Consider the following 21,741-nt stretch of genomic DNA (forward strand, 5'->3'; position numbering starts at 1 on the left):
CTGCGTACTGCTGCCTTGCGTGCCGCTGCCGTGCGTACTGCCCGCGTGCGTACTGCTCACCCGCGCACTGCCCACCTGGTACTGCTTACTGATCGTATCCACGCGCGGGTCGATCGGCTGGTTCCCCCCGTCGGCCCGGTCGACGGGTGTCGACGCGTCTCGGAGTTCCCACCGGCGCCGTCCTTCGAACGCCAGGGGTCCTTCGGGACGGTTCCCCGCAGGTACTCATGCCCAGGATCGTAGAGGTGGCCGCAGACCAGTGTCCCGCACCTGGCTGTGGGCCCCTACCGGCTCCTGGGCGAAAGCGCCGGACCGGTACGAGGTTGATACGTGAACGGGCGGCGGGCGGGACGAGTGCCCGAAGGAGGGCGGGGGTCCCGGTTCCTGCAGCTGACCCCGGCGGGAAAGGGATGTGAATCCACCCGGTCCAGCGTGCTAATGTTCTCGTGTCGGAAGGCGCCGGACCGCAAGGAAAGGCCCCGAGGACACACCCAATGCGCGGGTGGCGGAATAGGCAGACGCGCTGGATTCAGGTTCCAGTGCCCGCAAGGGCGTGGGGGTTCAACTCCCCCCTCGCGCACCAGGGAGCATCGACGAAAGTGCTCCTGAGGCACCGAAGGAACGGGCTCATCGTGATCACGATGAGCCCGTTTCGTTTGCTGGCCCCGGTCAGGCCGGTGTGTCGATGCTTACATGTGTGACGGCCCGACGGCCGGCTGGCCGCCGGGCTGTGTGGCCGCTGATCTTCAGCGGGCTACCGGGGTGTGGGCTGTCTCACTTCGAGGGCGACGTGGCCGACGCGGCGGGGGTCGCGGGCGACGATCGGGGAGGCGCCACAGCCGAAGAGGCACTGTGTCGATGACCTCCTGCCCGAACCGATGACGGTTACGGGCCGCTTCGGGACGGATCTCTGCGTGGCCGGCCGCTTCACGCTCCCCCGACATGAGGCCCTTCCCTGTCCGCCCCCATCGTTGCTGTCCGGGATCGGGTGGATACTGTGAGGCAGGAGGACGGCGTCCCGCACGAAGTCTGGGGGCGCCATCCTCGGGAGGGCGGAGAGAGCCGGTCGGTCATCACGACGCGCGGTCCGGCGCCGGGCGAGGGCCTCACCCGCTCAAGAGGTACACACCTTGCCCATTTCGTCGGCCGCGTCTATCACCGGACCGATGTCGAGCGTCCTGTCGCCGTTGTCGATGGCTGAACGCACGTTGTCCACAGCCTGGTTGAGGTCTTCCACCGCTTTGGACAGGTCGGCGTCGTCCACTCTGCCCTCCAGGTCGGACAGCTCCTTGTCGATGGCGTCGAGCGACTCGTCCGCCTGGGTCGGGTCATCGACCGCACGTTCCACAGCTTCGCGGAGGCCGTCCACACTGGTGGCGATGGCACGGGCGGTCTGCGCGCAGTCGAGAGCTTTGTCGACCGTGTCGCATCCGCCTGCCAAGACGGAGACGGCAAGCGCTGCCAGGACTGCGACGGGCGTGGTGGGGCGCATCGAGGCTCCTACGGTTCGCCGGGCGGTATGGTCGCGCTGTTCCTCGCGGTCCTGATGCTGTGTCAGTGGTGTGGGCCGTAGACCTTCGGCGACGCGGTGCTCACTGGCTCGGGGCGCCGATGTCCACGAAGTCCTCCTGGATGAGGATCGCGGGCCGGTCCTGGACGATGATCCTGTAGAGCCGTGAGTACACGGAGTCGGCTCCCCGGCGGACCCAGATCAGCTCTCGCCGGCTGGGGATCCGGGAGCGGAGTATCTGTGTGCCGAGGCTGGAGCCGGGGCGGGAGAGCTCGTCGAGGAACGGAGCGGGGAGCCTGGGCGGGTACAGGTAGGAAAGGGCGCGTACATAGGTTCTGCCGGAGGACGCCCCGTTCAGCGTCACGCGTCTGCGGATGCACGGCTCGCCACCGATCTCCAGCCAACTGCGCTGCTCGGGATCCGGCAGTCCTTCGTCGTTCTCCTCGCACCGGGTGACGATGTCCTCCAGGTGCAGGGCCGACAACATCTGAGTGAGGGTTCCGTCACTGACCATGACGGCCCGGTAGGCCGGGAAGAGACGGTCGTCGTCCCCGAGGTCGGCGAGTGACTGGTCGGTCTCCGTCTGGGAGAGGAAGAACTTCGACAGAACGGGCGCTTCGTACTTCAACATGACGACTCCGGGCCTGAGGTGAGGGATGTGATGGCCAGCGACTTGGCGCTGACGTCCGTGCGTGAAGCGCTGACTCCCGCCCTGTCAGGGGGCGAACGCCCCTGGAGGCATTGGCTGGGAGGAGCGGCTGGCGAGGCCTGCCGCGGCGATCGAGTACGCGACAGTGTGGTCGAACATGTTGAAGGGCAGTGATGTGCGTGGCCCGTGCGGGCGGGTGATGGTGCTGCTGACCGACGTCAAGACCGACGCTCCCCCGTGAGCTTCAGACTTCAGCAAGTTTCGGAGATGTTGGTGATGGGCGGCCGGCGTCAGTGGCGCGAGGCTCTGCCTGTGCCGGCGGGCGGTCTCTCTTGGCACACGGGCGCATCCAGTCGCCCGCCGTGTGGGCCGCCGCCCTCATCTCAGCCTGCTGTCCGGTTCCGTGCAACAGGTTGTCGATCTGTTTACTGAATAGACATGGATCACCGCCGGATCTGGCTTGATCTGTACGGCCCTATGGCGCGAATCCATCCCCCTCCATGTTGTTCAAAGTTGTATTAACTCATGGTCAATTTACGGGCGGGTGTCCCTCCGGGCTGCATCCAACAAGCGGATTCATTGATTCCGGCGGGTGGAATCACCGATTCCCTTTTATCGTCGCTTTACCTTCGCCCTTCCTTGGTGTGACCGGTTCCGATCGAGGTTGACTGGAAGACGTCCCTCTGGCTATGGTCACGATCTCGTACGGGCATCCGTACTTGTACGCAGTGACAGCAAGTCCCTCCCCGTCCGCTGTTCGTGGCGTCCGGCCGAGGGTTCCAGGAATCGGGGGATCATGGAAGTCGCGGCTTCGGCTATTTCACTATCGCGCCTGTCGGTGCGGCGATAGTTCTCCGCTGCTCGTCGGTGAGCAGCTCCTCAATAAAGCCTCTGGAAGCTTCATGAGCTCCAGCTGTGCTATGTGAATTCAACTGCTCATTGCCCTTGCTCTTCACTTTGTTGTACATCGGCTTGGTGTCAGCCATGTCGAGTCGCAAAGACTGTGCTGGAGGTATGTCGGTGATCGGTGTATTCCGATGAGCGTGTGGTGGCCCGCAGATGACGGATGAACCCGAGATAATTCCGGCCGGCGAGGAGAAAGTCGTCTTCCTTCTCGGAGGTCAGGGAACGCAGTACTTCGGAATGGCCCGGAGCCTGTTGGACGAGGATGCCGTCTTCCGGTCGACCATGCACGAACTGGATCGATCGGCTGCCGACCGGTGCGGGCGCTCCGTGCTCGAGTACCTCTACGCCCCTGGTCGCGGCTTCGGCGACCGTTGCGGCGACCTGCTCATGACCAACCTGGGCCTGTTCTTGGTCGAGTACAGCCTGGCGAGGAGCCTCGACGACCGCGGCGTCAGGCCGGACCTCCTGGTCGGCAGCAGTCTCGGTGAATTCATCGCAGTGGCAGTGGCGGGGCACCTGCCGGTGACGGATGTCCTGGACTTTCTCTGTGAGCTCTCCGACTGCGTCGTCCGGACGATGCCTCCGGGAGGAATGATCGCCGTTCTCGCGGGCCTCGATCAGTTCCGGGAGGTCGTGAAGCCGAGCGCGGACATCACGATCGCCTCGGTCAACAGCGATCGGCATTTCGTCATCAGCGCCGATGTCGCGGCACTCGATCGGGCACGCCGGGCAATGGTTGCCCGGGATGTGCTTCACCAGGACCTTCCCGTGGATTTCGCCTTCCATTCCCCTGCGGTCAACGTGATGAACTCCGAGCTGCGCAGGCTCGGCAAGAGAATGCATCTTCAGTTGCCCGCCGGTACCTCACGGATCTATTCGTCCCGTACCTGCTCGCTGATCACGGAAGTTTCGGGGGAGACCTGTCGTCAGGTCATTCGCGGTCCCATCCGCTTCACGGAGACGGTGTCCCGGATAGCTTCCTACAGAAGTCACCGGTACGTCGATCTCTCACCGTCCTCGTCGCTCGCCGCGATTCTGAGCTCGAGCCTTCCGGAGACGGAAACGCTTCCTGTCATCACCCCCTTCAACGCTGAATCGCAGAACATCAGGCGGGTGGTCGAGAAGCTGGGTGCACGGGGCTGACGCAACGAACGGGGGCAGCAATGGTGAGCGTCACGGGTATGGGGGTCCAATGTGCGGTGGCCCATGGAGTGCAGGAATTCGACGAGGCATTACGCGACGGTCGTGCGGGGATAACTTTCGAGGATCCCGCGCCTGGTCTGCCCAAGGTCCTGGGCCTGCGCGGACGACTGCCGCGCAGTCCGGAACAGGTGCTGGCGGAGCAGTATGCGGCCGGCCGGTTGCCGGGCACGGACGAAGCACTGCTCCGCACGCTTCGCAGCCTCGTGCGGAGGGCGAGCCGGTCGATCGGCTTCTCGCTGCTGGCCGCGGTGGAGGCCTGGGGGGAGGCCCGACTCGGCGCGGTCACCGATCGCCGCAGGATCGCCCTGGTGATCGCCGGCAGCAATCTCTCCCAGCAACTGTCCTTCTCGATGGCCGAGAAGTACCGCAAGGATCCGGCCTACGTCTCGGCGCGGTACGCGCACCAGTTCTGGGACAGCGATCTGCTGGGTGTCGTCAGCGAGGGCCTGGACGTCCGCGGCGAGGGCATGACCGTCTCCGGGGCCTCGGCCGCTGGGAACCTCGGACTGATCCAGGGCATGCGGCTCATCCGCTCGGGATGCGCCGACGTCTGCCTGGTGGTCGCGGGGATGCAGGAACTCTCCGACGTCGAACTCATGGCGTTCGTCAACCTCGGCGCCCTGGGCGGTGAAGGGACGAACGCCGATCCGGCGCGGTGCAGTCGCCCTTTCGACGCGGGCCACGACGGTTTCGTCTACGGCGAGGGCGCCGCCGCCCTCGTGCTCGAATCGACGACCGTCGCCCAGGAGCGCGGGGCCACGACGCTGGCCGTGCTCGACGACGGGGTCAGTGCCCTGGACGGCAACCGTCTGACCCAGCCCTCCCAGGAGGGCGAGGAGTTCGTGATGGGGGAGGTGCTTCGCCGGTGCGGTGTGGACGCCGGAAGGCTCGACCTGATCAGCGCCCACGCCACCTCGACCCCGTTGGGCGACGAGACAGAGGCGGCGGCCATCAGTTCCCTGCTGGGCGAGCGGGCCGGCCGGCCGTGGGTCAACGCGACCAAGTCCCTCGTCGGACACTGTCTCGGCCCGGCGTCGGCGATCGAGGCGATCGCCTGCGTCCTGCAGATGCGCGGGGGATACGTCCACCCCAACGTGAACCTGATGGAGCCCATCACCCGGGAGCTCCGCCTGGCACCGCCCCGGCGAACGGCCGCCGTGATTCGCCGCGCCCTGAACAACGCCTTCGGCTTCGGGGGGATCAACACCGCGCTGCTGCTCAGGTCCGCGCAGGCGGCGGCACACGTTCCGGACACTCGAAAGGACTGAGACAGTGGTCGCATACCTCTTCCCGGGGCAGGGATCCCAGCAACTCGGCATGGGCGACAGCCTCTTCGACGACTTCGCGGAACTGGCGGAGACGGCGGACGAGATACTGGGCTACTCGGTCCGCACGCTCTGCCTGGAGGACCCGGACCAGCGCTTGAGCCTCACCCAGTACACCCAGCCCGCGCTGTACGTGGTCAACGCACTGAGCTACTACCGACGGGTGGAGGAGAGCGGGCGCAGACCCGACGTCGTCGCCGGCCACAGCCTCGGTGAGTACAACGCCCTGCTGGCGGCGGACGCCTTCGACTTCGCCACCGGCCTGAAGCTGGTCAAGAAGCGTGGCGAGCTGATGGCGCAGGCACGCAACGGCGGCATGGCCGCGGTCCTCGGCATGGACGAGAAGGAGATCCGCGACCTGCTGCAGGAGAGCGGGCTCGACGGCATCGACGTCGCGAACCTCAACGCTCCGGCGCAGACCGTCATCTCCGGCCTGCGCGAGGACATCGAACGAGCTCGGCCGGTCTTCGAGAAGGTCGGGTCCTGCCGGTACGTCGTCCTCAACGTCAGCGGTGCCTTCCACTCCCGCTACATGGCCGGGGCACAGCACGAGTTCGCGGACCACCTTGACGGGTTCGAGCTGCGGGCTCCCGAGATCCCGGTCGTCGCCAACGTCACCGCGCGCCGGTACCGGTCCGACGAGGTGAAGGAGACCCTGGCCGCGCAGATCACTTCGGCGGTCAAGTGGAGCGAGACGATCCGCTACCTGCTCGGCGGGGGCGAGGAGGAGTTCGTCGAGGTCGGACCCGGCCGCGTGCTGACCAGCCTGTTGCGCAACATCAAGCGGGACGCCGAACCGCTCATCCTCGACGAGGAGGAGGACGAGGCAGCTGGGCCGGCCGTCGCTGCCCCGGCGCCGCAGGAACCCTCCCTCCAGCAGGAACCGTTCGCCTCACCGGAGGGCGCGGGCCGCACCGCGGTGGTGGCGGAGCAGCTGGGCAGCGCCGGCTTCAGGCGGGACTACGGGCTGCGCTACGCATGCCTGGTCGGAGCGATGTACCAGGGCATCGCGTCCTGGGAACTGGTCGCCGCCGCGGGCCGGGCCGGCCTGCTCGGCTTCCTCGGCACCGGCGGCCTGCCGCAGGAACGGGTCGAGGCGGACATCACCCGGCTCAAGCAGAAGCTGACCGGGGGCGAGCCGTTCGGCGTCAACCTGGTCCACGACCCGCACTCGCCGCAGCGGGAGGAGCAGCTCGTCGACCTGTACCTGCGCCACGACGTTCGTACGGTCGAGGCCTCCGCCTTCATCGCGCTCACCCCAGCGCTGGTCCGCTACCGGCTCACCGGGCTGCGCCGGGACGAGTCCGGGCAGGTCATCGCCCGCAACCGGGTCATCGCCAAGGTCTCCCGCCCCGAGGTGGCCACGGCCTTCCTCAGCCCGGCTCCGGCCGCGCTCGTGGCCGAGCTGCTCGCCGAGGGCGCGATCACGGCGGCCGAGGCGGAACTGGCCCGTGAGCTGCCCGTCGCCGCGGACCTGACCTGCGAGGCCGACTCCGGCGGACACACCGACCAGGGCGTGTCCTTCAGCCTCGTACCGACCATGCTGCGGCTGCGGGACGAACTCACCGCCCGTCACGGTTACACCCGGCGGATCCGGGTGGGCGCCGCGGGCGGCATCGGCACGCCGGACGCCGCGGCCGCCTGCTTCGTGATGGGCGCGGACTTCGTCGTCACGGGCTCGATCAACCAGTGCACCGTCGAGGCGGGGACCAGCGACCTGGTCAAGGACCTGCTGCAGGGCATCGACATCCAGGACACCGGCTACGCACCGGCAGGCGACATGTTCGAGTACGGAGCGCGGGTGCAGGTGCTCCGCCGCGGCGTGCTGTTCCCGGCCCGGGCCAACAAGCTCTACGAGCTCTACAAGAACCACGAGTCGCTGGACGAGCTGGACCCGGTGACGGCCGACCAGGTGCAGAGCCGGTACTTCAAGAAGAGCTTCGAAGAGATCTACGCCGACATCCGTTCCGGCCTGCCGCCCAAGGAGGCCGAACGGGCGGAGAAGGACCCCAAGCACCGGATGGCCCTCGTCTTCCGTTGGTACTTCGACCACTCGACCCGCCAGGCGCTCGCCGGCTCCGAGGAGGGCCGGGTGGACTTCCAGGTGCACTGCGGACCCGCGCTCGGTTCGTTCAACCAGTGGGTTAAGGGCACCGAGCTGGAGGACTGGCGCCACCGCCACGTCGGCGACATCAACGAGCGGCTCGTGCGGGAGGCGGCGGCCCTGCTGACCCGCCGTCTCGCGGCGCTGGGCACGGACTGAACGGGAGTCGGCCGACCATGGACTTCTCGACGATACAGGTGCGCCGCGAGGGCACGGTGTGCCGGCTGCGGCTGCACCGGCCGGATCGGGAGAACACCATCGACGACACGATGGTCCGCGAGTGCCACGCGGCCCTGGACGCCTGCGAGCAGCACTGCACGGTGGTCCTCCTGGAGGGGCTGCCGCACGTCTTCTGCGATGGAGCGGACCTGACCACGTACGGCCCGCGGGAGGGGGCCGACAGGCCGGCGAAGTACGACCCGTCGCCCCTGTACGACCTGTGGACGCGGCTTGCCGACGGCCCGTGCGTCACCGTCGCCCATGCGCGCGGACGCACCAACGCGGGCGGCATCGGCTTCATCGCGGCCAGCGACATCGTCGTCGCCGAACCCCAGGCCACGTTCGGCCTCTCGGAGCTGCTCTTCGGGCTGTACCCGGCGATGGTCCTGCCGTTCCTGGTCCGGCGCGTCGGCCGCCAGCACGCTCACTACATGACCCTGACCACCAAGGCCGTCACCGCAGAACGGGCGCTCGACTGGGGCCTGGTGGACGTGTGCGCGGAACGCAGCGGCGCGGTCGTGGGCCAGCACCTGGGCCGGCTCAGCAAGCTGCCCAGGGACGGCGTCGCCGCGTACAAGCAGTTCATGGGCGGCCTGTCCGGTTCCGTGCGCGAGCAGCGGGCGACGTCCGTGGCCGCCAATCAGCGGCTCTTCACCGACACCTCCAACATCGAGCGCATCACCCGCTTCGTCGAGCACGGCATCTACCCGTGGGAGCAGGCACCCGTATGAGCATCACGTTCGAGCAGGTCGAGGAACTGGCCCAGTCCTCCGCGACCTTCTACGAGTTCTGCGAGCGCTACCCGCGCACCCGGCCGCTGCGCATCTACCAGGAACGCGACGAGTGCACCGAGCTGAACATCGACGACCTGGAGCGCCGGGTCCGCACGCTGGGCACCCGGCTGCAACGCCGGTGCGCGCCGCAGCAGCGGGTCATGCTGCTGCTGCCCCGCATCGAGGACTACGTCGTCGGACTCCTGGCCTGCTTCCACGCGAACGTCGTCGCGGTGCCGACCGTCGTCGACGCCTCGGCCCGCTCCGACGCGAAGGCGGAGATGATCGCCGCGGTACTGGCGGACAGCGAAGCGTCCTGTGCGCTCGCCGACGAGGAGACGCGGCGCTGGCTGGAGCCGCGCGAGGACATGGCGTCGGCTGTCTTCCTCGGCGTACCGGCCGCGGACGACGACGAACCGGAGACCCGGCCGGCCCGTGGCGCCGCGCGCGACGACCTGGCGATGATGATGTACACGTCCGGCTCGACGTCGCAGCCCAAAGGCGTGATGTTCAATCACCGGTCGCTGGTGTTCCAGGCGGCGCTGGCCGCCCTGCTGTGGGAGATCGACTCGGACAGCACGGTCGTGTCCTGGCTGCCCCTCACCCACAACTTCGGTCTACCGCTCGGGCTGCTGACCCCGCTGATCGCGGGGGCGACCACCGTGCTCCTGGCCCCTGAGCTGTTCATTCAGTACCCCGAGCACTGGTTCGAGCTGATCGATCGGCATGCCGGCACGCACGCCGGAGCGACCAACTCCGCACTGGAGTACTGCGTGGACGCCCTGCGGGCGCTGGAACCGGGGTCCGTCTCCCTGTCCAGCGTGCTCAGCGTGTTCTGCGCCGGCGAGCCGATCCGTGCGCAGAGCGTGGCGGCGTTCGCTGAGGCGTTCGGGCCGCTGGGGCTGCGGCCGGACGCGGTCCGACCGCACTACGGGCTCACCGAGGTCGGCTGTCTGGCCACCGAGAGTTCCGATGCGACGCCGACGGTACTGGAGGCCGACCTGGAGAGCCTGGGCCAGGGCCGCGCCGAGCGCGCCGAGCCGGGCCGCACGTCCCGGGCCCTGGTGCGCAACGGCAGGATCCGCGGGCCGGTGCAGGTCGAGATCGTCGACCCGGAGAGTCACGAACTACGCCCGCCAGGGCGGACCGGGGAGATCTGGTTCAAGTCCACGGCCACTTGCCAGGGTTACTACAACAAGCCCGAGGAGAACGCCCGTACGTTCGGCGCGACCATCGCCACCACGGGTGAGAGCGGCTTTTTCCGCACCGGTGACCTGGGCTTCGTACTGGACGAGCACCTGTACCTGGTGGGCCGGGCCAAGGAGCTCCTCATCGTCAACGGGATGAAGTTCTACCCGCCGGACCTGGAGACCACGCTCCGCAAGCGGATCCCGGAACTGCGGCTCAACACCGCCGTGTTCCCGCTGGACACCGTCAACGGCGAACGGATCGTCCTCGTGCAGGAGCTGGCGGAGCCGCTGGACGAGGACGGCTACCAGCGGCTGGTGCAGCGCATCCGGTCCGTGGTCTCGGACTACTACGGGATTTCGCTGTACGACATCGTCTTCGCCGAGCCCGACGCGATACCGCGCAGCGGCATCGGCAAGGTCAAGCGGAACGGCTGCCGTGACCGCTACACGGCCGGGGAGCTGCCCGTCCGCTTCCGCCTGCGTCGGCCGGACGTGCCGGACGGGCCGGGGCGTATCGGGTCCGACGAGGCCGAGGTGCCGGCTGCCGAGGTCCGTGAGGTGGTGCACCGGCTCGCCCACGAGGTGGTCGCGCCGGTACTGGTGGTCGGCCCGGAGCAGGTGCTCGCAGTCGGGTCGATCGGGGAGCTGGGCTGCACCTCCGTGCAGTACATCCAGCTGGCCAAGCGGATCGAGGAGGTGTTCGGGCTCCGCTTCGCACCGGCGCGGCTGTTCAAGTACGGCCAGGTGGCCGAACTGGGCGGACATATCGCGCGGGAACTGGCGGAGGCCGCGTCCGCGACCGGTCCGTCGGCCGCGCCCGGCACGCGGACCGCCGCCGGTCCGGTGGCCGGGTCCGCGGCGCGGCGGGACGCCGGGAGCGCCGTCGACGACGGTGCCCCCATCGCCGTCATCGGGATCAGTTGCCGGTTCCCGGGAGGGGCGAGCGACCCGGACGCCTTCTGGCGGAACCTCGACGCGGGCCGGGACGCCGTGACACGGATCCGGGACAGCCGGCCGCAGATCGTCGCGGACCAGCTCCGGGACCGTGGCGACCTGGCCGACTTCCCCGAGTTCGCCGGATTCACCGACGGTGTCGACGAGTTCGACGCGTCCTTCTTCGGCATCGCGCCCCTGGAGGCCCAGGCCATGGACCCCCAGCAGCGCAGGCTGATGGAACTGACCTGGCACCTCCTGGAGGACAGCGGCTACCAGCCCTCCCGGCTGCGGGGTCGGCGCGTCGGTGTCTACGTCGGGGCACACACCTTCGACTACGCCGAACTGTTGTTCAACAGGCCGGAACTGGTCGACACCTACGGCGCCTACATGGACTCGGGCACACACCCCGCTTTCCTCGCCAACCGCATCTCGCGCTGGTACGACTTCCACGGGCCGAGCAGGGTGTTCAACACCGCCTGCTCCAGCTCCCTGGTGGCCCTGGACGCCGCCGTGGCGGACCTGCGCGCGGGCACCTGCAGCGAGGCCGTGGTGGGCGGCGTCAACACCCTGCTGTCGGCGCGGTCGTTCGCGTGCAACTTCAAGGCGGGCATGCAGGCCGCCGACGGTCGGTGCAAGACGTTCGACGCACGCGCCGACGGCTACGTACGCGCCGAGGGCTACGGCGCCGTCCTGCTCAAGCCGCTGGCGGCCGCCGAACGCGACGGCGACCGGATCCACGGCGTCATCCGGGGCACCGCCGTCAACCACGACGGCCAGGCCGACTCACTGCGGGCACCCAATCCGGCGGCCCAGGCCGCGCTGATCGAGGCCGCGTTCGCCGACGCGGGCATCGCCCCGGCCACCGTGGGCTATGTCGAGGCGCACGGTACGGGGACCGCTCTCGGCGACCCGATCGAGGTGCAGGCCCTCGTCGACGCCTTCCACACGCTCGACCCCGACCTGCCCCCCGCGTCCTGCGGCCTCGGCTCGGTGAAGACCGCCATCGGCCACCTGGAGTCCGCCGCGGGCGTCGCCGGCCTGATCAAGGTCCTGTTGAGCATGCGCCACCAGCGGCTCCCCGGCCTGCTGCACTTCTCCAAGCTCAACCCCTTCATCGAGCTGGAGAAGTCGCCGTTCCGCGTCGTGGACCGGGCCGAAGCCTGGGAGCGCAGGCGGGACGCGTCCGGGGCCGAGCTGCCGCTGCGCGCCGGCATCAGTTCCTTCGGCTTCGGCGGCGCCAACGCCCATGTGATCGTGGAGGAGTACCGGCAGCCCGTACCCGCCGCCCCGCACACCGACCACGGGCCCTGGCCGATCCTGTTGTCCGCCCGGGACAGCGACCGGCTCACCGCACAGGCGCGGCGGCTGCTCGACCATCTGCAGTCCCGCCCCGCCGATCCGGCGGCGCTGGCCCGCACCCTGCGCACCGGCCGCGAGCCGCTGCCGGAGCGCCTGGCCTTCACCGCCGGCAGCCTGGACGAGATCGAGGACGGTCTGCGGCGCTTCCTCCAGGGTGAGCGTGGCGGCACCCTGTTCACCGGCAACGCCAAGCAGTCCCGCGAGTTCTCCGTCCTCTTCGGCGAGGACGAGGAGCTGGCGGGCCTGCTCGCCCGACGTCTGGCCTCCGGCGACCACACGAAGGCGCTGGAACTGTGGGTCAAGGGCGTGGCCGTCGACTGGTCCCCACTGGACCGGCCGGGCGAGGGAACGAGGCCCCTCGCCCCGCTGCCCGGTTACCCGTTCGCCCCCGACCGGCACTGGTTCACCGACACCTTCGACGGCGCGGCCCCCGTCACCGCCCCGGCGCCCCGCGGCCTGCACCCGCTGGTCGCGGAGAACGTCTCCGACCTCAGCGAGCAGCGCTTCCGTACTCACTGGACGGGTCAGGAATTCTTCCTCCGCGACCACGTCGTCCAGGGCCGCCCCACGCTGCCGTCCGCCGCCTGGCTGGAGGCGGTCCGCGCCGCGGTCGCCCTCGCGCACTCGGCAGGCGTCGACCGGGCGGGAATCCGGCTGACCGAGCTCGCCTGGCACGCCCCTTACATCCACGGGCCCGCCTCCGGGCCGGTCGACATCTCACTGATGGTGGCCGCGGACGGGGGCGTCGACTTCGACTGCTATCGCCCCGCCGCCGAAGCCGACCCGGACGGACCCGTCGAGGTCTTCTTCCAGGGCCGGGCGCGGCTTGGCACCGGCACTGCGGCGGAGGCATCCTCCGGTGTCGACCCGCGACTGCTCACCGAGGGCACGCGGCCTGCCTGGTCGGCGCCGGACGTGGAAGGGTTCCTCGCCACCGCCGGGGTGCACCACGGGCCCGCCTACCGGGCCCTGACCGATGTACACCGGGGCCCCGGACGCTGGGTGGCCGAGCTGAGCCTGCCTGCGGCCCTGCGCCCGGCGGCGGGGGACTTCCTGGCCCATCCCGTCCTGCTCACCGCCGCGCTCCAGGTGGCCGCGCTGTGGCCCGGCCGGACGGAGGGCACCGTGTCCGTACTGGCCGGGATCGACGAGGCGCTGTTCCTCGCCCGGTGCGACGGTGACGCCCTGGCCGTCGTCACCGAGCAGGCCGCACCCGGGCCGCACGGCATTCCGCTGCTGGACCTCGGCCTGTACGACCCCGCGGGCCGCCCGCTGCTCCGCCTGTCCGGGATCCGCTTCGCCGACCGGACGCCGTCCGTGCACGCCGCACACGCTCACAGTGAGGGTTCATCGTGACTATCCCGGACGACCTGCACCTGTTCACCGAGGACTGGGAGGAGGCACCGGCGGTGCCGGCGCCGGCACCGCGCCCCTCGGGGTGCACCGTCGTCTTCCTGTCGGACCCGCACCTCCAGCAGGAGGTCCGCCGGAGGCTCCTCGCCGACGAGCCCGGGCAGGCGGTGGTCACCGTCGGGCGGGGCGCGGCCGGGCTGTGCCGGCTCGCTGACGACCGCTACGAGATCGGCGGCGAGGCGGACACCGAGCTGCGGGAGGCGTACACCACCCTGCTGCGCACGGTGACCGCCGGGCACGGCCCGGTCGGCACGGTCGTCCACCTGTGGGCCACCGAGGACCGCGGGCTGCTGCGCGAGCCGGACGGCGTCGTCACGCTGCTGCAGACCCTCGTGCGGGAGGAGACGGCACCGCGGCGGGTCGTGCTCGGCGCCGCGTTCGACGACGCGACGGAGCGCTGTGCGGCCGAATCGTGGCTGGGCTTCGAACGGTCGGCCGGGATCGTGATGCCCGGCACCCGGCTCACGGTCCTGCTGTCGGACGGCGCCGGGCACCGGTCCGCCTGGGCGGAGCTGCTCGCGGCCGAGCTGCGGGCCGAGAACCCGGTCGGCGCGCTGTACTCCGGCGGGCGGCGCCACGTCCAGCGCGTCCGGGTGGCAGCGCCCGAGCCGGGGGCGGCGGACCGGGACCCGCTGCGGCGCGGCGGGACGTATCTGATCACCGGCGGCACGGGTGGACTCGGCCGGATCTTCGGCACCTGGCTGGCCCGCGAGTACGCAGCCCGGCTGGTACTGGTGGGCCGTCGTCCCCAGGACGAGCCGGTCGAGCGGCTGCTTGCCGACCTCACGGCGGCGGGCGCCACGGCGGCCCTCTACTGCCAGGCCGACGTGTGCGACGCGACGGCGCTGACGGCGGCCGTCGACACCGCCGTCGCCCGGTTCGGCCGGATCGACGGCGTGCTGCACGCGGCGGGGGTGGAGCGGAGCGGCAACATCAGCACACGGGACCTGGCCGTGTTCCGCTCCGTCCTCGGTCCGAAGGTCTCCGGCACGCTCAACCTGGAGACCGCGCTCAAGGGCCGCGCACCCGAGTTCGTCGTCTACTTCTCCTCCAGCGCGGCCGTGCTCGGCGACTTCGGCGGCTGCGACTACGCGTGCGGCAACAGGTTCCAGATGAGCCTGGCCCGCCACCTCGCCGCGAGCGAGCCCTCGGGCCCGCGGCGTCTGGCCGTCAACTGGCCGCTGTGGAACAGCGACGGCATGAACTTCGCGGACGACACCGCCAAGGAGTTCTATCTGCGCTCCAGCGGCCAGCGCTTCCTGGAGCCGGACGAGGGCACCGCCCTCCTGCGCGAACTCCTCGGCCGTACCGGGCCGCAGTACCTCGCGCTGGCCGGTCGGGCGGAGCGGGTGCGGACCATGCTGAAGGCCGAGGACCCGCTGCCCGCACCGGCGGGGCCCGCCGAGCCCGGACAAGAGGGATCCGCCGCGCGGCAGCGGCGGGACGAGCCGGAACGCACGGTCGCCGCGTCCCTGGAGCAGGAGCTCAAGACCGTCGTCAGCCAGATCCTGCGCCTCCCCGTCGAACGGCTCGCCGTCGACGAGAACTTCCAGGAGTTCGGCTTCGACTCGATCAGCCTCGTGGAGTTCGCGGGAGTCCTCTCCGAGCTGCTCGGCATCGACGTCACCCCCGACCTGTTCTTCAGCCACACCACCCTGCGCGGCCTGCATGCCTTCCTGCTCGACCGGTACGGCACCCGGCTGAAGGACCGCTACGGCACCGTGGCCGCGACGCCCGCCGCCGAGACCGGGACCACGCGCGAGCCGACCGGCCCGCAGGCCCGGCGCCACACCGGGCAGGCCGCACCCGCGCGCCGCACCCGGCGGGCCACCGGCAGCCGCTTCACCCCGGCCCCGGCGGGGCGTGGCGGCGCCGCCGGCGCCGCCGGCGCCGACGAGCAGATCGCCGTCGTCGGTATGAGCGGCCGGTTCCCGTCCGCCCGTGGCGTCGACGACCTGTGGCGGCTACTGGTCGAAGGCCGCAGCGCGGTCGCGACCGCGCCCGTGGACCGGGACCCCTCGTGGGCCGACGGCAAGGAGCGCCGCCTCGGCTGGGTGCCCGGCATCGCCGAGTTCGACCCGCGCTTCTTCGAGATCGCGCCCAGCGAGGCCGAGACCATGGACCCCCGCCAGCGCCTGCTGCTGGAGGAGATGTGGAAGGCCCTGGAGGACGCCGGCTGCGGCCGTGAGCAGCTCGCGGGCCAGGGGGTCGGCGTCTTCGTCGGCGTCGAGGAGGGCGACTACCGGCTGCTGGCCGCGCAGGAGGAGGGCATCACCTCCAACCACAACGCGGTGCTCGCCGCCCGCCTGTCGTACTTCCTCGACCTCACCGGACCCGGCGTGGCCGTCAACACGGCCTGCTCCTCCGGACTGGTCGCCCTCCACGAGGCATGCCTGAGCCTGCGTCACGGGGACTGCGACACCGCGATCGTGGCCGGCGTCAACCTCATGGCGACACCGCGCGAGTACGACGCCCTGGACGGCGCCGGGATGCTGTCGTCCGACGGGGTGTGCCGGGCCTTCGACCGGCGGGCCGACGGCATGGTGCCGGGCGAGGCCGTAGCCGTGGTCGTCCTGAAGCGGCGGGACGCGGCCGAACGCGACCGCCACCCGATCCTCGCCCGCATCCTCGGCACGGGCATCAACAACGACGGCAGGACCAACGGGATCACCGCACCCAGCGGACAGGCCCAAACCCGTCTGGTCCGGGAGGTCCAGCGTCGGGCGGGCGTCTCACCGGAGACCGTGGACCACATCGTCACGCACGGCACCGGCACCCGGCTCGGCGACCCCGTGGAGATCAACGCGCTCACCGAGGCGTTCCGGCCGGACACCGAACGGACCGGCTTCTGCGCGCTGACCTCGACCAAACCCGCCGTCGGCCACAGCCTGGCCGCTTCGGGTCTGGTCAGCCTCATCGCCCTGATCCTGTCCATGCGCCACGAGACGATCCCGCCCACCGCCAACTGTGAGCAGATCAGCGACTTCGTCCGCTGGCAGGACACCCCCTTCCACGTCAACCGCGCTCCGCGCGCCTGGCCCGAGCTGCCGGGGGCTCCCCGGCGGGGCGCGGTCAGCGCGTTCGGCTTCAGCGGCACCAACGCCCACGTCGTGCTGGAGAGCCACGGCACGGCCCGGGAGGACCTGACGCGGCTCGGCGCCCAGACCGCCGCGCCCTGGCACCTGCTGCCTTGCTCGGCCAAGACCGACTCGGCGCTCGCCGGTCAACTGCGTGCGGTGGCGGACTGGCTGGCGGCCCACCCGGACGCCGGTCCGGGTCTGATGCGATCGGTGAGCCACACGCTGATGGCCGGACGCCACCACTTCGCCCGGCGCTGCGCCCTGGTCGTGCGCGACCGTGAGGACGCCGTCCGGGTGCTGCGCCGGGCCGCCGACGCGGTGGAGCGGTCCGGGGGACACCCGGGCGGCGACATCGGCGTCCTCCTCGGCACCGTCGCCCGCGACTTCACTGCCGACCCCGAGGGCAGCCGGGAGGTCCGTGACCTGGCTGCCTCAGGGCCGGGACTGACGGAGGACGCCCACCGGCAGCTGCTGGACACGCTCGCGCGTTCCTACTGCCAGGGTCACGACCCTGCCGGGTTCGCCCCGATCTGGGGTGCCACCCCGCCCGAACGCATGAGCATGCCCGGCTACGTCTTCGACCACGCCGACTACTGGGTCACCCCGGCCCCCACCGCTCCCGCTTCGCCCGCGGCCCCCGCCGGGCCGGAGCAGCGGCTGCACCCGCTGGTCCACCGGAACACCTCCGACCTCAGCGGTCAGCGCTACACCACTGAGCTGGGCGGTGACGAGCCCTGGTTCACCGCCGCCGACGAAGGCCGGGTCCTTGGCCTCGGCGCCCAGCTCGAACTCGCTCGGGCCGCCGTGGTCCTGGCGCTCGGGGAGGGCGACCTGCCGATCAGCCTCCGCGACGTGGCCGGCCACGAGCCGGTCACCGCCCACCCGGCCGGCCGCACCCTGCGGATCGACCTGCGGGCCACCGCGGACGGCACGGTCGACTGGGCGCTGTACGCGCACGAGAGCGCGGCGGACGGCGAACCGTGTCCGGTCGCCGACGGCAGCGCGAGCCGGGCGGTCACGGAACACCGCACCGACACGCTCGACCTGGCCGCGCTGCGCGCCCGCTGCACCCATGAGCTGTCCGCCCCCGCCGCGTCCGGTGCCGCCCGGATCCTGGCCGGGCCCACGGGCGCCGCAGACGACGAACTGCACCTGCTGCTGGACCTCGCCGGAAGCGAGACGGACACCGACACGGCCCACGGTGGCGCGGACACGGACCTCGTGCTGGTGCCGCAGTTGCTCGACACCTGCCTCGGCGCGGCGCGCGCGGCCGCCGGTGCGGCCGCCGCGCAGGCAGTGACGGTGACGCGGGTCGCCGAGGCCGCCTTCGCCGCGAAGGCCCTGCCGGTGCGCTGGGGCCACGTCGTGGTGCGGTCCGCCGCCCCGGTGGAGACCGTCGTCGTCGACGCGACGCTGGCCGCCGCCGACGGCACGGTCGTCGCACGGCTGAGCGACGTGACCCTGGCCGGGTGCCTGGAGGAACTCGCGGCTCCGTCGGTCACGGCGGACGTGCCCGCCGGTGCCCCGCTCGTCGCCCCCGGCGAGGGAAGGCGGCCGGAGATGCGGGGCTGGACCGTTCCCGAGTGCCTGGCCTGGGAGCTCGCCGATGCCGCCGGCCGCACACTCAAGATCCCGGCGGACCAGCTGGACCCCGACGAGAACCTGGCGAACTTCGGCTTCGACTCCCTCAACATCACCAAGTTCGCCACCGACCTGACCAAGCGACTGGGCTTCAGCCTCACACCCGACGTGTTCTTCAGCCACCCCACACTGGGGCGGCTCGCCACCCACCTGCTCACCGACCACGCCGACCGCGTCGAGGACCGCTACCGCGAGGGCACGGCCGCACCCGCCGCCCCCGCACCCGAGCGCCGCACTTCCGGAAGCAGGCGACGCCCCGGCCGCCTGACCACCACCCGCGTCCGCCCGGGCGCCGGTACCGAGCCCGCCGCCCCCGTCGCCATCGTCGGCATGAGCGGGCGCTTCCCCGACGCCCGGTCCGTCGACGGCCTCTGGTCCATCCTGGCCGACGGCCGCAACGTCATCCGTGAGGTGCCGGAGGAACGCCTGCCCTGGTGGCGCACCGGGGGCTCCGAGGACGAGGACCGCGCCCGGCGCTTCGGCGCCGTACCCGGGATCGCCGAGTTCGACCCGCTGTTCTTCGAGATGTCACCGCGCGAGGCCGAACTCATGGACCCGCGCCAGCGGCTGCTCCTGCAGGAGATGTGGCACGCCCTGGAGGACGCCGGACACGGGGAGCGGGCGCTCGCCGCAGAGAAGGTGGGCATCTTCGTCGGCGTCGAGGAGGGCGACTACCGCTACCTCGTCGACGGTGAGGCATCGGTGACCTCCAACAGCAACTCCGTGCTGGCGGCCCGGCTGGCGTACTTCCTCGATCTGACCGGGCCCAGCATGGCGATCAACACGTCGTGCTCGTCGGGCCTGGTGGCGTTGCACGAGGCCTGTCTGAGCCTGCGCTACGGCGACTGCGACACCGCGATCGTGGCCGGCGCCAGCCTCATGGCCTCCGCACACGACTACCTCGCGATGGAGAAGGCCACCATGCTCGCCCCGGACCGGACGTGCTACGCGTTCGACCGGCGGGCGGGCGGCATGGTGCCGGGCGAGGCGGTGGCCGTACTGGTGCTGCGGCGCCTGCCGGACGCCGAACGCGACGGTAACCGCATCCACGCCACCGTGCTGGGCAGCGGCATCAACTACGACGGCCGTACCAACGGCCTCACCGCCCCCAGCGGTGAGGCCCAGTCCCGCCTCCTGCGCTCCGTCTACGAGCGCCACGGCATCACGCCGGACAGCCTCGACTACATCGTCGCTCACGGCACCGGCACCCGACTCGGCGACCCCATCGAGGTCAACGCCCTGGTGGACGCCTTCCGCGCGCACACCGACCGGACCGGGTTCTGCGCCCTGACCTCGGTCAAGCCGAACATCGGGCACAGCATGGCCGCCTCCGGCCTGGTCAACCTGATCGCGCTGGCCTCGGCGATGCGTCACGAGACCATCCCGCCGAGCATCAACTGCGAGGACCTCAGCGACTTCATCGACTGGGACGCCAGCCCCTTCTTCGTCAACCGCGAGGCACGCCGCTGGCCCGCCTCCGCCGGACGGCCCCGCCGTGGCGCCGTCAGCTCCTTCGGGGTCAGCGGCACCAACGCTCACGTGGTCCTCCAGGCCTACGACGAGCACCCGGACGGCACCCGGCCCGCCGCACCGGATGCTCCGCCCAGCCATCTGCTGCTGGTCTCCGCCAAGGACGAGGACGCCTTGATCCGACGCCTGCACGACCTGGCCGACCACCTCGAGACCCACGGCGAGGACACCGGGTCCCTCGCCTCGGTCAGCCGCACATTGATGACCGGCCGAATCCACTTCGCCCACCGCTGCGCGCTGGTGATCCAGGACCGGGCCGACGCCGTACGGCTGCTGCGTGAGGCGGCCGCCGGAACGAAACTGCCCCGGCTGTACCGGGCGACGGTCGCCCGCCGGTTCGCGCCCAACCACACCATCCACCGGGCCGTCGGGGAACTGGTGCGCTCCGGCCGCGCCGTGCGCCACGACGCCGCCGCCTACCAGGACCATCTGGCGGCCCTCGCCGAGTTCTACTGCCAGGGCTACACGCCCGCCTTCGAGGGCCTGTGGGACACCTTGCCGAGCCTGGCCGGCCTGCCCCTCTATCCCTTCGCAGCGGAGCACCACTGGGCTCCGGCCGCCCCAGCTCACCCGGCCGGAGCCCGGATCCGGCCCGCGCACCCCCTGGTTCACCAGCAGTCCTCGGCCGGCACCGTCCACCGCTTCAGTACGCGCATCACCGGCGGCGAGGAGTTCCTCGGCGAACTGCTCGTCCCCGCCGGGACGGACCGCCCCGCAGCAGCACGCTAAGCAGGAGGAATCGAGTTGTTCACCATGTTCGACGGAAAGAACGACGTCGCCTCGGACGAGGCGCTCGCCGCCGTCAAGGTGCTGCCCGAGGCCGAGCAGCTGGAACTGGTCCGTGCCGCCGCCGAGTCCCTGGCCACGGGGAACGCCGGGGACGTCGTCCGGCTGACGCACGTGGTGTGGTACGAGCCCCTCGTAGTGGGCGCGGGCTGCCAGGTGCACGTCGACGTCACCCCCACCGGTGACGGCGTCGGCGACTGGACGGTGTACGCCGATCCCGGCGACCCCGACGGCGGCAGCACCGGCGGCGTGACCGTCCCGGCCGACGCGGCACCGGAGCGGCTGGACACCGACGCCTGGCAGGTTCGTACGGCCGGGACCGGAGCGGTGCTGGTGGACCTCACCGGCCACGCGGCAGGGGACGCCCGCCTTCCCGCCCGGCTCGCCGCCTGCCTGGCCGCTGTGTGCGAGCACGTGGGCTGGCAGGCGCGCGGCGTCCGGCTGCTCCAGGCGGACGAAGTGACCTTCGCCGCCGCCCGGGGCCGCACACCGGTGCGGGCCGCCGTCGATTACACCGTCGAAGCAGCCGAGCGGGTCGCCACGCTGGCCGTCGACCTCCTCGACGACGACGGCACGGTGCTGGTCCGCGTCCGCGGTCTGCGGGTCACCGCCCCCGCCGCCGCGCCCGAGCCCGAGAACGTGAGCACGGCGGTGGGCGAGACCGTGGCGGTGACGGCGGGTCCGGGCCGGCGTGCGGAGATGGCCGGCTGGTCGGTGGAGCAGTGCCTGGCGTGGGAGCTGCGGGATGTCGTCGCGCAGTTGCTGAAGCTGCCGCTCGGCAAACTCGACGACACCGCCAGCTTCCAGGACTACGGGTTCGACTCGATCAGTCTGGTGGAGTTCGCCGGGGTGCTGGGGGAGCGGCTGGGTGTGGAGCTGACTCCGGACGTGTTCTTCAGCTACCCGACGCTGACCGAGCTGGCCGCCCATCTCTTGCACGCGCACGGCGCGTTGCTCGACGACTTGTACCGGGAGGGCGGCCCGGGCGCCGCTTCCGCCCCCGCCCCCGCGGCCCTTCCGGCCCTCGTCCGCCGTCGCCGTCCTGCAGGTCGTGCGGTGGGTGTGGGGGGTTCGGGTGTGGTGCCGGTGGCTGTGGTGGGGATGAGTGGCCGGTTCC

At 71.0% G+C, this 21,741-nt stretch carries 10 protein-coding genes and 1 tRNA gene; 8 read left to right on the forward strand and 3 right to left on the reverse strand.

Annotated elements, in window-relative coordinates:
- The first annotated feature begins 496 nt into the window (after positions 1–496).
- Positions 497–583: transfer RNA gene (locus tag IE142_RS20495), tRNA-Leu, on the forward strand.
- A gap of 531 nt (positions 584–1,114) precedes the next feature.
- Here IE142_RS20495 and IE142_RS20500 read toward each other — a convergent pair.
- From IE142_RS20500 to IE142_RS20510, 3 genes are all read right to left on the reverse strand, one after another.
- Positions 1,115–1,492 (reverse strand): hypothetical protein, encoded by a 378-nt coding sequence (locus IE142_RS20500; RefSeq protein WP_191887079.1) that lies wholly within the window; start codon positions 1,490–1,492, stop codon positions 1,115–1,117.
- Positions 1,493–1,592: 100 nt separating this feature from the next.
- The gene (locus IE142_RS20505) at positions 1,593–2,141 is read right to left on the reverse strand and encodes a chorismate--pyruvate lyase family protein (protein ID WP_191887080.1); all 549 of its coding nucleotides are present in this window, start codon (positions 2,139–2,141) and stop codon (positions 1,593–1,595) included.
- Between the two features lie 833 nt (positions 2,142–2,974).
- Positions 2,975–3,145: a hypothetical protein gene (locus tag IE142_RS20510; protein ID WP_191887081.1), complete on the reverse strand. Its 171-nt coding sequence runs from the start codon at positions 3,143–3,145 to the stop codon at positions 2,975–2,977.
- A 73-nt stretch (positions 3,146–3,218) separates the two neighbouring features.
- Between IE142_RS20510 and IE142_RS20515 the strand changes: the two genes are divergently transcribed.
- The 7 genes from IE142_RS20515 to IE142_RS20545 form a co-directional block, all read left to right on the forward strand.
- Positions 3,219–4,208: an acyltransferase domain-containing protein gene (locus tag IE142_RS20515; protein ID WP_191887082.1), complete on the forward strand. Its 990-nt coding sequence runs from the start codon at positions 3,219–3,221 to the stop codon at positions 4,206–4,208.
- Positions 4,209–4,228: 20 nt separating this feature from the next.
- Positions 4,229–5,536, forward strand: a complete 1,308-nt coding sequence (locus IE142_RS20520; protein WP_268252970.1) for a beta-ketoacyl synthase N-terminal-like domain-containing protein — start codon at positions 4,229–4,231, stop codon at positions 5,534–5,536.
- A 4-nt stretch (positions 5,537–5,540) separates the two neighbouring features.
- Positions 5,541–7,856 (forward strand): ACP S-malonyltransferase, encoded by a 2,316-nt coding sequence (gene fabD, locus IE142_RS20525; protein WP_191887084.1) that lies wholly within the window; start codon positions 5,541–5,543, stop codon positions 7,854–7,856.
- Positions 7,857–7,873: 17 nt separating this feature from the next.
- Positions 7,874–8,647: an enoyl-CoA hydratase/isomerase gene (locus IE142_RS20530; protein WP_191887085.1), complete on the forward strand. Its 774-nt coding sequence runs from the start codon at positions 7,874–7,876 to the stop codon at positions 8,645–8,647.
- A complete protein-coding gene (locus IE142_RS20535; protein WP_191887086.1) occupies positions 8,644–13,530 on the forward strand; it encodes a beta-ketoacyl synthase N-terminal-like domain-containing protein in 4,887 nt (1,628 codons plus the stop codon). The genes IE142_RS20530 and IE142_RS20535 overlap by 4 nt, the downstream gene beginning before the upstream one ends.
- Positions 13,527–20,567, forward strand: coding sequence for an SDR family NAD(P)-dependent oxidoreductase (locus tag IE142_RS20540; RefSeq protein ID WP_191887087.1), 7,041 nt, complete (start codon positions 13,527–13,529; stop codon positions 20,565–20,567). The genes IE142_RS20535 and IE142_RS20540 overlap by 4 nt, the downstream gene beginning before the upstream one ends.
- 24 nt (positions 20,568–20,591) lie before the next feature.
- The coding region (locus tag IE142_RS20545) for a phosphopantetheine-binding protein (RefSeq protein WP_229830727.1) at positions 20,592–21,741 on the forward strand (1,150 nt) is incomplete at its 3' end.

Source organism: Streptomyces mutabilis, assembly GCF_014649815.1.
Classification (GTDB): domain Bacteria; phylum Actinomycetota; class Actinomycetes; order Streptomycetales; family Streptomycetaceae; genus Streptomyces; species Streptomyces mutabilis.